General features: G+C 51.3%; 10 protein-coding genes. 1 reads left to right on the top strand and 9 read right to left on the bottom strand.

The features are described 5' to 3' along the window. Positions 1 to 20 precede the first annotated feature (20 nt). The 6 genes from ACJJIV_RS07890 to ACJJIV_RS07865 all read right to left on the bottom strand — a co-directional run bounded on the left by ACJJIV_RS07890 (position 21) and on the right by ACJJIV_RS07865 (position 5,725). Positions 21 to 1,403, bottom strand: a complete 1,383-nt coding sequence (locus ACJJIV_RS07890) for an MATE family efflux transporter (protein ID WP_252084538.1) — start codon at positions 1,401 to 1,403, stop codon at positions 21 to 23. A 153-nt stretch (positions 1,404 to 1,556) separates the two neighbouring features. Further along, on the bottom strand, positions 1,557 to 2,030 hold the full coding sequence (rimI, locus tag ACJJIV_RS07885) for a ribosomal protein S18-alanine N-acetyltransferase (protein ID WP_444891356.1): 474 nt from the start codon (positions 2,028 to 2,030) through the stop codon (positions 1,557 to 1,559). Further along, positions 2,027 to 2,800 (bottom strand): uracil-DNA glycosylase family protein, encoded by a 774-nt coding sequence (locus ACJJIV_RS07880; protein ID WP_444891355.1) that lies wholly within the window; start codon positions 2,798 to 2,800, stop codon positions 2,027 to 2,029. Before ACJJIV_RS07880 ends, rimI begins: the two co-directional genes overlap by 4 nt. Next, on the bottom strand, positions 2,801 to 4,336 hold the full coding sequence (locus tag ACJJIV_RS07875; RefSeq protein WP_252084541.1) for a 2-isopropylmalate synthase: 1,536 nt from the start codon (positions 4,334 to 4,336) through the stop codon (positions 2,801 to 2,803). Between the two features lie 397 nt (positions 4,337 to 4,733). After that, a complete protein-coding gene (locus tag ACJJIV_RS07870) occupies positions 4,734 to 5,243 on the bottom strand; it encodes a MarR family winged helix-turn-helix transcriptional regulator (RefSeq protein ID WP_444891354.1) in 510 nt (169 codons plus the stop codon). A gap of 2 nt (positions 5,244 to 5,245) precedes the next feature. Next, a complete protein-coding gene (locus ACJJIV_RS07865; RefSeq protein WP_444891353.1) occupies positions 5,246 to 5,725 on the bottom strand; it encodes a glutathione peroxidase in 480 nt (159 codons plus the stop codon). Positions 5,726 to 5,903: 178 nt separating this feature from the next. Here ACJJIV_RS07865 and ACJJIV_RS07860 point away from each other — a divergent pair, with 178 nt between their 5' ends. Continuing rightward, on the top strand, positions 5,904 to 7,835 hold the full coding sequence (locus ACJJIV_RS07860) for a cytochrome c/FTR1 family iron permease (RefSeq protein ID WP_444891352.1): 1,932 nt from the start codon (positions 5,904 to 5,906) through the stop codon (positions 7,833 to 7,835). 238 nt (positions 7,836 to 8,073) lie between these two features. Here ACJJIV_RS07860 and ACJJIV_RS07855 read toward each other — a convergent pair whose 3' ends face one another. The 3 genes from ACJJIV_RS07855 to ACJJIV_RS07845 form a co-directional block, all read right to left on the bottom strand. Then, positions 8,074 to 9,906 (bottom strand): MFS transporter, encoded by a 1,833-nt coding sequence (locus ACJJIV_RS07855; RefSeq protein ID WP_444891351.1) that lies wholly within the window; start codon positions 9,904 to 9,906, stop codon positions 8,074 to 8,076. Between the two features lie 251 nt (positions 9,907 to 10,157). Continuing rightward, a complete protein-coding gene (locus ACJJIV_RS07850) occupies positions 10,158 to 11,948 on the bottom strand; it encodes an MFS transporter (RefSeq protein WP_444891350.1) in 1,791 nt (596 codons plus the stop codon). Between the two features lie 270 nt (positions 11,949 to 12,218). Beyond that, positions 12,219 to 14,105, bottom strand: coding sequence for an MFS transporter (locus tag ACJJIV_RS07845; RefSeq protein ID WP_444883752.1), 1,887 nt, complete (start codon positions 14,103 to 14,105; stop codon positions 12,219 to 12,221). Positions 14,106 to 14,116 lie beyond the last annotated feature (11 nt).

Raw genomic sequence — 14,116 nt, 5'->3', positions numbered from 1 at the left:
TATGTTTTCCTGAACTGAAATTAACTGGCCGATAGGGGTTCTGTTGTGTCGACTTCCGCACTGCGCTTGCTGGTATCGTGGCGCAGCCACCACCAGGATAGGGCGCCGAGCAACAGGTTGGATGCGGCGGTAGCGGCAAACAATCCGGTCATGCCCCAGAAATAGTTGCCGACCCACGCTAGGGGGAGATAGATACCGAGTACCCGCAGGAACGAGATCATGGTTGCAGGCAATGGCCGACCCAGGCCGTTGAAGGCGGCATTGGCCGACATTACAAAACCGTAACCGGCATAGCTAAACGGCACCAGGCTCAGGTAGGCGACAGCCACGGCGATAACTTCTGGGGAGTCGCTGAACAGGCGCACTACTGGCTCGCCGATCAAATAAAGCAGCACCGCCAACCCCGTCCCCAGTATCAGGCAGAAGCGCGCCAGTACACTGACGGTTTCCCGCAGCCGGTCGGTGTTGCCGGCCCCGGCGTTTTGTCCCATAAAGGGGCCGACGACTGCAGAAAGTGCATAAAAAATAATCAGGGCGACCGGCTCGATACGCAGGGCCACGCCGAGTCCGGCCACGGCCTCGTCGCCGTGCACGGCCACCAGTGCTACTACAACACCGCCGGCCATGGGGATAATGACATTGGTGAGTACCGCCGGCAGCCCCACGGCGAGGACTTTGCGCCAGGATTCGACTAGGGTACCGAAGTGCCATTGGGGCGCGGCCACAAGATTTTCCCGGCGGATCAAATAATAGAAGGCGAAGAAGAAACTGATGGCGCGCACGATGACAGTGGCGATCGCTGCACCCTGTAATTCCAGCCGGGGAAACCCTAGCAGGCCGAAAATCAGAATAGGATCGAGGATCACATTGAACAGGGCCACCCCCACCATGATTCGACCGGTCAGCGCGCTGTTGCCGATAGCGCGCAGAGCCGAAAGGGCAATGGTGGGGACTATCACGAAGATAGTGCCGATGTACCAGGGCACCATGTAGTCCTCGATCAGTGGCATCAGCTCTTCGCTGGCACCGAGCAGGGAAAACAGGGGGCGAATGCTCAACAGGCCGGCGACAGTAATCAGCAGAGAAATGAGGAGCGCCAATACCGAGGCGTCTGTTACTAATCTGCGCACATTCCCTACATCTCCGGCACCGTAGGCACGGGCTACCGCGGAGGAGGTACCGGCGCCGAGACCAATGGAGAAACTGTTGATGACCATCACAACCGGGAAGGTGAAGCTCATAGCCGCTAGAGGGGCACTGCCCAGCTGTGAGACAAAATAGGTATCCACGATATTGAAGGACATTACCGCGAGGATACCCCACACCATGGGCAGAGCCAGTCTCTGCAGGTGGCCGGAAACCGAGCCTTCTAGGAGTGAGGGACTGCTTTTAGATAGCGACATTCGATAACTCTTTCCAACAAATCGGTTGTTTGGGCAGATTTTCTGATACTGCTCAGGCAATGAAGATATGGTTCGGCAGCATCCCCTGCGGAAAACTGCGTGGGATGGCTCGGCGAGAAACTTGGGGCAAAAACGCCCGCTGACTGTTTAAAGCTACGGTTGCGGCTCTGCCAGGGCGAGGCTCATGAGTACAGCATTCTCGCGTTTGCCGTTTTCCGCGGGATAGTAATTCTTGCGCAAGCCATCCTCAGAAAAACCCAGTTTGCGATAGAGTGACTGCGCGGCGAGATTGGAGGCCCGCACCTCCAGCAATAGCCGCCGGATATCTTTGTGTCGCTCGTCGATAATGCGGCGCAACAGCGTTTCCGCCAAGCCATGCCGGCGCCACTTGGGTACCACGGCCACATCGAGAATTTCCGCTTCGTCAAACAGCTGGCTGATTACACAGCAGGCGACAGTCTCACTGCCGCTGTTGAGTAGCCAGCACTGGTGCCCGTCTTTTAGGCTCTGCAGATATTGTGTCTCACTCCAGGGGTGGCTGTGGGCACTGAGCGCCAGATTGGCCAGAGCGGCACAGTCAGTCTCCTCGGCGAGACGTAAATCCAATTTGGTGTTGGACAACATCATTGAGCGCGGGTCTCTGCGGGATAGGCTTTGCGCAGCAGCTGCCAGAGTTCGCGCTTGCGTTGCGGCTGTTGTAGCAGTTGCGACAGACTGGGCATGGGAAGGATGCGTATACCATCCCAGTTGTTGATATCGCTTTCCAGAGGCTGAGGTGTACAGAATTCCTGTGCCTCTTGCCCCATCAACCAGATCGACCGTACTGGATAGCGCGAGCAGGAGGCCTCGAGCCAACTGGAAAAGGTATCGCGGGCCTCCGAGGCGTCTGCCGCCGGGCCGAAGCGGTTTTCTGCCATTGGCCAATGCAGACGCTCTTGTTGGCGCGGTAGCTCGTGCCAGTTAAGCGCTCGAATGATATTGCCGAACAGAGACTCCAGTGGCAGTGCGGCACCGGGCTCGTGGCTGTCTACTGCCAGCAGGGTTTCGCCGAGACGCCAGCAGTTGAGTACAAAGGATTTCACTTGCTGGCTCGGCGCCGCCACCGGTATGGCAATAGTAGGTTTTACCGGAGCCTGTGCTTTTGTCGCGCTAGTTAGTGCGTTGATCTCGGCCGCGACAGTATCACGCTCCTTGGTTGCCGGTGCGTCGACAATCTGTGCCACAGACTGCGGCAGGGGGTTGCTAGGTAACGGCAGCGGCTGGTCAGTAGCGGCATCCGGCTCCGCCGGCGGCAGCTTGGCTTGGCGGGGCTCGGGAGCGAGCGGTAATACAAAGCGCGGCACATAGCTGGCTATACCCAGTACCGACAAATATTCCGCTCGCTGCAGCTCGTTCACTTACACGCCCTGTTTCTTACTCTCACTGATGGCGAGCAAGTTTAACGCATCCATGTAGGCTTGTGCCGAGGCAATCAAAATATCGGTATCGGCGCCAACACCATTGACTAGACGGCCATCTCTCTCCAATCGCACGGTGACAGAGCCCTGGGAATCTGTTCCCTGGGTGACCGCGTTGACGGAATACAGTTTTAAATCTGCGCCACTATCCACGATATGCTCGATAGCTTTGAAAGTGGCATCTACAGGTCCGCCGCCTTGAGCCTCAGTCTGGTGGGGCACACCATCGATGGATAGTTCGATAAAGGCTTGTGGTGCACTGCCGATTTTAGTGCGTACGTCCAGGTCGAGCAGCTTGAAGCGCTCGGCGGGTTCCTCGCGCAGGGCCACCAGAGAGTGCAGATCCTCGTCGAAAATTTCGTGCTTCTTATCGGCCAGTTCCTTAAAGCGCTGGAATACCAGTTGGAACTCTTCGCCATCGCTAAAGGCGATGCCCAGCTCCTCATAGCGGGCACGTACCGCGGCCCTGCCGGAATGTTTACCGAGCACCAGGCGGTTTTGCCCCCAACCCACATCTTCGGCACGCATGATTTCGTAGGTTTCGCGGTGTTTGAGTACCCCGTCCTGATGGATGCCGGACTCATGGGCGAAGGCGTTGGCACCGACAATGGCCTTGTTGGGTTGTACCGGGAAGCCGGTTACCGACGAGACCATGCGTGAGGTGGGCACAATATGGCTGGTGTCGATGCCGGTGTGTACGGGGTAGAGATCCTGGCGGGTCTGTACCGCCATCACGATTTCTTCCAGAGAGGCGTTGCCGGCGCGCTCACCCAAGCCGTTGATGGTGCACTCTACCTGGCGTACGCCGTTCATAACGGCGGACAGGGAATTGGCCACCGCCAGACCCAGGTCGTTGTGACAGTGGGTAGAAAAGATGGCTTTGTCGGAGTTGGGGACACTCTCGATAACCCGGCGGAACATGGCACCGTACTCGCCCGGTTCACCATAACCGACAGTATCGGGGATATTGATAGTGCCGGCACCGGCGGCGATCACCGCCTCGATAATGCGATACATAAACTCCGGTTCAGAGCGACTGCCATCCTCCAGGGAGAATTCAACATCGTCGGTAAACTGGCGCGCGGTCTTTACGGCTTTCACCGCTTGCTGCAGCACATCCTCCGGATCCATCTGCAGCTTGTATTGCATATGAATTGGGGAGGTGGCGATAAATGTGTGAATACGCGAGGCGTTGGCTTTTTTCAGGGCCTCTCCGGCGCGCACTATATCGGCGTTGACGGCGCGAGCGAGGCTGCAGATACGAGACTCGGTCACGGCTTCGGCAACCGCCTGAACAGCTTCAAAATCTCCGGGGCTGGCAATGGCGAAGCCAGCTTCAATCACATCTACACGCATGCGTTCCAGCATACGGGCTATGCGCACCTTCTCCTCTTTGGTCATAGAGGCGCCGGGACTCTGCTCTCCATCGCGCAGAGTGGTATCAAAAATGACTAACTTATCTTTTTTGGTGCTCATTTCTGTTTTTTCTCCTTATTTGTTTCGAGGCTAAACAAGGGGCTTCGCCGCTGTCTACGCAACGTCCAAATAAAGTTGGGAATTCTGTTGAGGGTGGGGGGGAGAAAAATTATATGCCGCGCAAGGGCAGTCGTAGCGAGGAAGCTAGGGCGAAATGGCGAGGCTGAAAAGTACAGTTGTCAGTCTTCATGTGTGGCGATACCGGCAGCGGACTGGATTTCGCATATTATGGAGGTTTTTTAAGCTTGAGGTCAATACTCATCCTAAATATTCATTCAAATCGTTTTTTATGGGTAATTACGTCCTAATAATTATGCTATTTGTTGGCTTGTTTTCTCTCTTGGGGTGTTTGCCCCAAGGATGAAGGTTCCCGGGGGAGATGAGGAAAATAATGTTTCTACTTTGCAGTCCCTATGGGATTGCTACCTTCCAGCTTGTTTAGAAATTGCCAGAGGTCACCGTGAAGCTGTTTCACCTCAGTACGAGTAATGGCTGAGTTTTGGATGTTTTGCTGCACCCACTGCTTGGCCCGGGGCTTTAATGCCAGCCCAGCACTGGTGGCAGTCACTAGGGTGACCCGTTCATCCCATGGAGCGCGTTTTCTCTCTACCAGTCCATGTTCCTGCATGCGCTTCAAGAGGGGGGTGAGAGTGCCGGAATCGAGCATCAAGCGCTGCCCAAGAGCGCCGAGGCTTCTCTCATTATCCTTTCCGTCCTTTTCGACTTCGCAGTTTTCATCTTCACGTGCCCACTCCCAGAGCACCATCAACACAAGGTACTGGGGGTAGGTGATGCCCAGGTCTTGCAGCATGGGCTGATAGGCTTTCGTCATAGCCCTGGAGGCAGCGTAGAGGGCAAAACAGAGCTGGCGGTTGAGAGCCAGCTCGGAATCTTCGTCGCAAATCACAGTTACAACATCCGTTCGATTTCTTCCTGCAGGGACTCAGGGGTGTCTTTTGGGGCGTAGCGTTTAATTTCCTTGCCATCCTTACTGATCAGAAATTTGGTGAAGTTCCACTTGATGCCTTCGGTGCCAAGGAGGCCCGGTGCTCTTTTCTTCAGCTCCACAAACAGTGGGTGAGCCGTGGGGCCATTGACATCGAGTTTGGCGTAAACGGGAAAGCTGACGCCAAAATTCAGTTCACAGAACTCTTGGATTTCATCGTCACTGCCGGGTTCCTGTTTGCCGAACTGGTTACAGGGGAAGCCAAGCACGGTTAGGCCGCGGTCTTTATATTGATCGTAGAGGGCTTCGAGTCCTTTGTACTGCTTGGTGAATCCACACTTGCTGGCAGTGTTTACCACAAGGATCAGTTTGCCCTTGTAGTCCCCAAGGGAAGTGGTTTCGCCGCTGGCGGTCTTTACGGGGATTGAGTAAAGGTCTGTCATGGTGTGCTCCGCTTTTTAAGTTTTGCACAATTTAATTGTGGGCAATGTAAAAAGCAAGGCTTTTTCAACTCAATGAATATAGGTGAGTTTAAGCATGGGGTTTATTGTGAGAATGATTATCAATAATATTGTGCGCTTTATAACGAATATTGTTTGTAGCAACTGAAAAGGACACTCCATGCGCCTTTCCCACTATCTGGCTCGCTTGTTTTTAGCGTTGCTGGCCATTTCGATTATCCCCGCCCAGGCCCAGCAGGGGGGGCTCTCAGAGCAGGAACTGCGCCAGTTGATGCAAATGGCAGAGTATATTGGCGTTGATTACCCGGAGGCTGTGGCCGGAGGCAAGATCATCAATGCCGACGAATATGCTGAAATGGAGGAGTTCGCCGGGCTGCTGATCGACCGTGGGCAGCAGCTAAAAGATTCCACCGAGGCCAGTGTTATTCGCTCAGAGGCCCAGGCCTTACAGGCGGCGATCCAGCGCAAAGCGGATATTGATGAAGTGCAGGTGCACACAGCCAGTTTGCGCCAGGGGTTGCTAGCTATTGCTCCGGCATTATCACTGCCAAGTGGATTAGTCAGTACTGAAGAGACTCTCGCGCTCTATCAGGCCCAGTGTATTGCGTGTCACGGTGCGGAGGGCCACGGCGACGGCCCCCTGGCCGCGAATCTGGAGCCTGCGCCGACCAATTTCCACGAGCGCGAGCGCGCTGATAATCGTTCTCTGTTGGGGCTTTATGATGCGATCAGCAATGGTATTGATGGCACCGCCATGACTGCATTTGCTAACCTCACCGAGCAGCAGCGCTGGTCTCTCGCTTTTTACGTGGGTGGCTTGGCATTTGCCGGTGAAAGCGACCCGGCTGCGGAAGAGAAACCTAGCTTGCAAGATATGGTGATGTATAGCCCACAGGTGCTGCGCAATGATCGTCCGGAAATTTCCTCGAAGACGGTGGCGGCTCTACGCGCTGATCCGAGTGTGCTGTTTACCGCAGAGGCTTTGCTAGGCAACACTCCCATTGATGTGGCGCGCACACAGTTACAGGCGTCGTTGCTGGCTTATCAACAGGGCGACTTCGCCAAAGCTCGTACACTGGCTATCAGCGCCTATCTCGATGGTTTTGAGATGGCGGAAAATTCCCTGAATTCTCTGGATGCAGACCTGCGCTTGGCCACTGAGCGTGAGTTGCTGGGATTGCGCGCGCAACTCCATGCCGATAGCGATCCCCAACAGGTTCGGGCGCAGATTGAGACAATCCTGCAGCAACTAGCTCAAGCGGAGTCGCTAATGCAGGAGGGCAACCTGTCTGGTGCTGCTCTATTTATTGCCAGTCTGGTGATTCTTCTGCGTGAAGGGTTGGAGGCGCTGTTGGTGGTGATTGCTCTGACTACCATCCTGGTAAAAACTGGCCGTCGCGATGTCCTCAAATTTGTGCATGTGGGCTGGGTAGGTGCCTTTGCCGCCGGCTTTGCCACCTGGATTGCGGCGCAAACACTGATCACCATTAGTGGCGCCGGTCGTGAGGTGATGGAGGGCGTGGCCGCCTTGCTGGCCGCGGTAGTGCTCTTCTATGTGGGCTTCTGGATGCACAGCAAAACACAAGCGGACGAGTGGCAGAAATATATCCGTGAAAGTATCAACCGTAGCCTGAGTACCGGTGCCCTTTGGGGTATTACAGGGCTGACATTTATCGCAGTTTACCGTGAGATCTTCGAGACCATCCTGTTCTATCAATCTCTACTGGCGCAGACTTCTGCAGGTCATTATGGCACTTTGTGGACAGGGATTGGCACTGGTGTAGTTTTACTGGCGGTGATTGGTTTTGCCCTAGTGCGTTACTCGGTGAGCCTGCCGATCGGTAAATTCTTCAGCGTGACCACTTATGTATTGCTGGCACTGTCATTCGTACTGGCAGGCAAGGCAATTGCCGCGTTGCAGGAGGCAGCCTGGATTGGTATTTCACCGCTGCCGGTGCAGTTTAGCTTCGACTGGCTGGGTATTTACCCAACTTGGCAGGGGATTGGCTTGCAAGCCTTGGTGCTTATCGGAGCGCTTTGGCTGATGAGAAAGGGGAGTGCTTCTACTGAGGCTCCAGCTAAGGTTGCTTAATAAAACACAGCCTGAAAGTATTGAAAATACTCGCTCCTAGAAGCGGGTATTTTTTTGCTAAAGAAGCTCCACTTAGAATCTGAATATGCCAATTACCCTATTTGGGTGTGGAGTTCGCAGCTGTTGCTGGACTTGAGCGCGACTAAACTCTGAATTTGGGGTTTGAATAAGGCACATTTTTTACTGGTGGTTAGTGGCTGCTGGTTAAATCGATGAATTAAGTAACACTTTTGCTGAGTTACTCAGCTAAGGCTGATTTGTTTATATCCTTCGCTGCAATAGGCTGCCCTACGCTGATATGTACTTTGGGGAAAAAGCGCATTTTTTTATGATTGGGGCTGCCTGAAACCTCATCGTGCAATCCCTTCAGAGTAAGGGGGAATATGGGGGTGGCCGTATGCGTTAAGACCTCCTTTAGTTGTCTTTCAATATCAGTAAATTCACTGTCACAGTGATCTTTAACGGGAAAGAAGCAGATTAATTCACCATTCCCTACAGCTCGACGTATTTCCGCTGTGAACTTCTCTTTCTCTCTTGTTGCGTCGTAAAAAATGGGCGCAAGACTGTAATTGTTAAAAATAAATCGCAGCAAAGGAAATTGATCAAACCCCTGGGGCAGAATAAAGCGAATCGGCCTCAGCAGAGTATCCATAAGCAGTTGGGGCGCCAGCCGGGCTGCTGGGCTGCAGACTAGCAATGCAGCTCCTGTGGCGGGAATGTGCTTGAGTTCTCCGTAGGAGGTACGGGCGAATAGATGCGAGGAAAGCCACACAAGTAAGTGCACAATAAACTCTGGTTGTTTGAAAAACAATAAAGCCATTACTGTACAGTTCACCAGAGCCATCAGGATAAATAGCTGCGGAATTGTAATTTTCAGTACGTCGAGAAAAAAAATACTAAGCAGCGAGATCAGTACAATAAATAGGGCGTTTAAAACATTGTTTAGGGATAGGACTTGCGCACGCACAGCGTAGTCGGTCCTGTCCTGCATGATTGTATAAAGCGGTACAATGAAGATACCGCCAAATATGCCCAGTAAAGCGGTATATATGAGTACGGCATAAGCGCCATCATTTTGCAGGTATTCGCTGATAGATGCCCCGGACAAGGTGTCAAACTGTGCAGTGGTTATACCGAGGCCCAGCCCACCTAGAGTGATCCCCAAGGCGCCGATAGGTACTATGCCAAATGTGATGCGCCCTCTGGAGAGTGCTTCGCACATCAGGGAGCCCGCCGCCACACCAATGGATAGGCAGCACAGAATAATGGTAATAACTGGCTCGCTCGCGCCTAGTACATTCTTGGTGAGGCTGGGCACCTGTGCCAGATAGGCTGAACTGACCAGCCAGAACCAGGAACAGGCGAGAATAGCGTAAAAAACTGATGGATTCTTAACCGTTAGCCGCATTATACGCCAAGCTTGGGATACGGGGTTCCAGTCTATGCGCAAGTCTGGGGTCGGGGGAGGTGCTTGTGGGATCATTCGGCTGGCAAGATAGCCTAAGACGGCTATTACAACCATGATGGCTCCCAATTCCTCTAGTCCCGGTTGGCCCGGTTTTGTGTAACCGGCGAGTAGGGTACCGGCAATAGTCCCGACTAACACCCCGGCAAAGGAAGCCATCTGTGCCAATCCATTGCCTCCCATCAACTCGCTGCGCTTGAGGTGTTGGGGTAGTAGGGCATACTGCACAGGGCTGAATATAGCGGTGTGTGTTGCCATTAAAAACAACACAATAAAGTTCAGGATCTGGTTGTTATAAATAAGGCTATAGGCTCCCAGCAAGACAAAAAATATTTCCGCTAACTTCAATATCCTAATAATTCGGCTCTTGTCATATTTATCCGCTAGCTGGCCGGCCGTTACCGAAAAGAGAAAATACGGCAGTATATAAAAGCCCGTTGCGAGATTGATTAAGGCATTAGCCTCGGACTCCGCCAGACGAAATGCCAGCATCACCAGGAGTGCATTTTTGAAAATATTGTCGTTGAAGGCGGCACTGATCAGTGAGAGAAACAGTGGCAGGAAGCGGCGCTTGGTAAAAAGGGTGAATTGGTTTTGCTGGGCCATTGGCGCCTTTCTTTAGTTGGGTTGCTTCCCTTGAACAAATCCAGTGACTAAACCATTGTATCAGTGCAAAAGTGAGTAACTAATAGCATAGGGTAAAGCTGAATCAGTGGATGCTTGGAGAGTAGAAGGAACTGCTGCCAACTAGTAGATGAAATCTGGTTTTATAGTGTTGATTGTTATTGTAAAAGAGTAGTTGTGGTTTTTGAGGTCTTTATCCTTAAATGGTGAGGCTGTCTTTGTAGGTTTTCTTTTTAAATGTCGTCGTCTTTGTAAATGTTTTTTAAGGTTAATAATGTTCTTCTGCTTAACTGGATTTTTGTCTTCTTGATCTGCAATAGGGTTTGAATAATGGGAACTTTATGATTCTTAAATATGCCCCATAACTGTTTTCTTCTTTTCATGATTGAACTTGAATGATCTTGCTTGTCTATAAATAGACACAAAAGTTCCTCTTTTTTTGTTGCGTTTTCTATTTTGTTGAGAAGGTTGATATTCTTTTCTGTTTTTTCTGAGTTGTAAATTATAGGTTGTGTGCCCCCATTGCTAAGGGCAAAGCGTATTATTTTATGATTGAATAATGATTGCGGTAAGATAAAACGAACGGGGCGCGGTATTATCTCATATAGGATTAGAGGTGCCCGGTAATTCATGGACGTGCAGATGATGAGAGTGGCTCCTTGTTCTGGTATCAGTTTCAAGTTTTCTCCTTGCACTCGAGCCACGATATTTGTATAGGCCCAGGTGGTTAGGTGCACTAACAGCTCGGGCAATTTGAAACAGATAAAAATTAATGCAAGGAGATTTAAAATTGCAAGGAATATTATAAGTTGGGTGATAGATATCTTTGCCGCATCTAGCAATATAATATTGACTATTGAGATTATGACAACGAATAGGGCGTAGGACATGTTATTCAGTGCAAGAATTTGTCCGCGTATTTGCTTTTCTGCCCGGTCTTGAATGATGGTATAGAGTGGCACGATAAAGATCCCCCCGGAGAAACCCACCAATACTGTGTAGAGCAAAATTGAAACTGCGTTGTCGCTCATCATAAATTCTGATATGGATGCTCCAGATATAGTATGAAAACCTAGTGCACTAAAACCCAGGCCAAGACCGCCCAGAGTTATCCCAAGGCCACCGATGGGTACTATGCCAAGTGTAATGCGACCTCGAGATAAGGTGTTGCACATAAGGGATCCAAGCGAAATACCAATTGTTAAGCAGCAAATCATCAGGGTAACCACAGGTTCGCTGGCGCCCAGAGTGTTTTTGGTGAAACTGGGAATTTGCGCAATAAAAGTTGTGCTGATTAACCAAAACCAAGAACAGGCGATGATGGAATAAAAAACCGAAGGGTTCTTTATTGTTTGCTGTAAAATTTTCAGAGTTTGCTTTACTGGGTTCCAATTCACTTTTAAGCGGGGTGACAATGGTGGTGCTGGAGGTATTGCGCGGCTGCTTAAATAACCAAAAACTGCGATACCAGACATGACAAGGCTAAGATATAAAACCCCATGTTGTCCCGGCTTGATAAAATCTGCAAGTAGAGCGCCTACGATTGCTCCGCTAAGGCTGCCAGCAAAAATTGCCATTTGTGCCAACCCATTAGCACCCATCAGTTCTTTTCGTTTCAGGTGTTGGGGCATAACTGCATAGCGGGCAGGGCCGTAGAAAGTCTCGTGGGTTGCTAATAGGAATAAAACTAAGAAGCTTAGAATCTTACTGTTGGCATATAGCGCAACAGCCCCCAGAAGTACAATGGGGATTTCTAGCAGCTTAATCAGCCTAATAAATTTGCTTTTATCGAACCTATCTGCCAATTGTCCCGCTGTGATAGAAAAAAGGAAAAAAGGTAAAAGATAAAGTGCGGTTGCCAGATTGATCAGAGTATTGGCTTCGTTTTTTGCCAGCTGGAAAGCGAGAATAACTAAGAGAGCATTTCTGAAGATATTGTTATTGAAATAGACAGTGATCAGAGTAAGGAATAGAGGGAGGAAGCGGCGTTTTCCCAATAGCTGAAACTGATTCTGTCGAGCCATTGCCACTTCCTTACATGAGGCAGCCTATATCTGATTGGTTATCAGCCGGGGATTCATATTTGTTGAGTGACGCTGCGCATATTCCTTGTTAGACCCGTATTCGGTCACCGTGCTTTATAGGGTTCTGAAGATGGGGTTACATTGAAGGAAGTTTGGTTAAGCATAGGACAGCAGTAAGACTACAGTAGCCTTGGTCTGGTCAAATATCCTGGCGTGTAAGGGTTTTGATGACAGGGCTGGTGTTATCCCAGCCCCAAAATATGTGTTGATCTATTTTAATTCCCCGCGCAACTCCAGTACCTCATCGTGTAATGCCTCTACCTTGGCTTCAGGCGCTTCAATCGGAGCGCCTGCCACGACACTGACTTTGGACCAGAAGCGCTTTGGCAGGGTGGTGAAGGCGTGTCCACCTTTATGACTGAAGAAGCTGCCCCAAAGTCCGCGTAGGGCCATGGGGATTACTGGCACAGGGGTGCGCGCAAGGATTTTTTCAATGCCGGCTTTAAACGGTTGCATCTCTCCGTCTTTAGTGAGTTGTCCCTCTGGGAAAATACATAGCAGGTCACCATCTTGCAAACCCTGCTCAATGTCCTTGAATGCCTGATCATAGCCTGCAGGATCCCGTGACTTGGAGCAGATGGGAATGGCGCGCCCAGTGCGGAAGATAAAGTGCAGTACCGGGATTTCGTAAATCGGCTTATACATGATAAAGCGTATTGGGCGGCGTACGGCGCCGGCTAACAGTAGGGCATCCACATAACTTACATGGTTACACACGATCAGGGCTGGTCCCTCTGCGGGAATCTGCTCTAACCCTTGATGCTTAACCCGATACATTGTGTGGGAGAGCATCCAGATAAGTAGACGCATCGCGAATTCGGGAACCTTGGTGAATACAAAGATAGCTACGGCGGCGTTCATCAGGGCGATGACCAGGAAAAACTGTGGAATCGTGGCTCCTAGGATATTCAGGAACAAAATACCCAGCAGCGCTGAAACAACCATAAACAGCGCGTTAAGAATATTGTTGACCGAGATAATCTGTGCGCGAATTTCTCGAGGCGATCGGTCTTGCATCATAGCGTAGAGAGGCACAATGTAGAGGCCACCAAAAATACCTAACAATACGATGCAGGTAAGAATAGTGAGGGCGCCATTGCTGTTGAAGAAAGCGCTTAAGGTGGGCTCTTGCAGTTCCTGAAAGCTCCCCCCGGCACTGGAAAGGGCGATTCCGGCAATGGTGAGACCGGCGGCACCCAGTGGCACTAGGCCCAATTCGATATGGCCGTTGGATAAGCGCTCGCACAGCATGGAGCCCAGGGCAATACCGACGGTAAAGGCACACAACAATAGGGTGACAAGGGATTCATCTCCCCCCAGTACATTATTAGTAAAACTGGGTATCTGCGTCAGATAAGCCGCGCCCAATAGCCAAAACCAGGAGATGCCGATAATGGCATAGAAAATTGATGGGGTTTTGGCGGTAGTACGCAGGATTTTGTTGGTTTGGGTGATGGGGTTTGGGTTGATATGCAAATTTGGCGAGGGCGCTGGACTTTGAGGAATCCAGCGGCTTGCCAAGTAGCCGAATATCGCGGCCCCCATAATAATCAGGCTGAGGTAGAAGAGACCGTGTTCCCCTTGCCCGGTCAGTCCGGCGAGTAGGCCGCCCACAATGGTGCCAGCGAGGATACCAACAAAAGTACCCATCTCTACCAGGGCGTTACCACCGACCAGTTCAGAGCGTTTCAAGGATTGTGGCAGGATGGCGTACTTCACCGGGCCAAAGAAGGCGGACTGCACTCCGAGCAGGAACAAAACGGCAAGGCAGAGCAGATTACTGCCACTATAAAGCGCACCTATACCGAGGGAGCCAATAACGATCTCTCCCAGCTTGATCAGTCTAATTAAGCGGCTCTTATCAAATTTGTCCGCCAACTGACCTGCAGAGGCGGAAAATAGGAAAAACGGCAGTATAAACAGGCCGGCGGCGATATTAATTAGAGCATTGGCTTCGCTTTCCACCAAGCGAAAGGCGATCATCACGATCAACGCATTTTTATATACGTTATCGTTAAAGGCACCTAAAAACTGGGTGATAAAGAAGGGCAGAAAGCGGCGGCTGGCAAGCAGTTGGAACTGGGTGCGATGGGCCATTGGTGGTATCT

The organism is Microbulbifer mixtoriginis (SeqCode), assembly GCF_052466765.1.
This window is presented reverse-complemented; position numbering and strand designations above follow the sequence as displayed.

Coding starts and splice junctions, on each gene's coding strand:
- ACJJIV_RS07850 (WP_444891350.1), bottom strand. CDS start 11,948: ATGGCTCGACAGAATCAGTTTCAGCTATTGGGAAAACGCCGCTTCCTC.
- ACJJIV_RS07845 (WP_444883752.1), bottom strand. CDS start 14,105: ATGGCCCATCGCACCCAGTTCCAACTGCTTGCCAGCCGCCGCTTTCTG.
- rimI (WP_444891356.1), bottom strand. CDS start 2,030: ATGATGTTGTCCAACACCAAATTGGATTTACGTCTCGCCGAGGAGACT.
- ACJJIV_RS07865 (WP_444891353.1), bottom strand. CDS start 5,725: ATGACAGACCTTTACTCAATCCCCGTAAAGACCGCCAGCGGCGAAACC.
- ACJJIV_RS07860 (WP_444891352.1), top strand. CDS start 5,904: ATGCGCCTTTCCCACTATCTGGCTCGCTTGTTTTTAGCGTTGCTGGCC.
- ACJJIV_RS07875 (WP_252084541.1), bottom strand. CDS start 4,336: ATGAGCACCAAAAAAGATAAGTTAGTCATTTTTGATACCACTCTGCGC.
- ACJJIV_RS07855 (WP_444891351.1), bottom strand. CDS start 9,906: ATGGCCCAGCAAAACCAATTCACCCTTTTTACCAAGCGCCGCTTCCTG.
- ACJJIV_RS07890 (WP_252084538.1), bottom strand. CDS start 1,403: ATGTCGCTATCTAAAAGCAGTCCCTCACTCCTAGAAGGCTCGGTTTCC.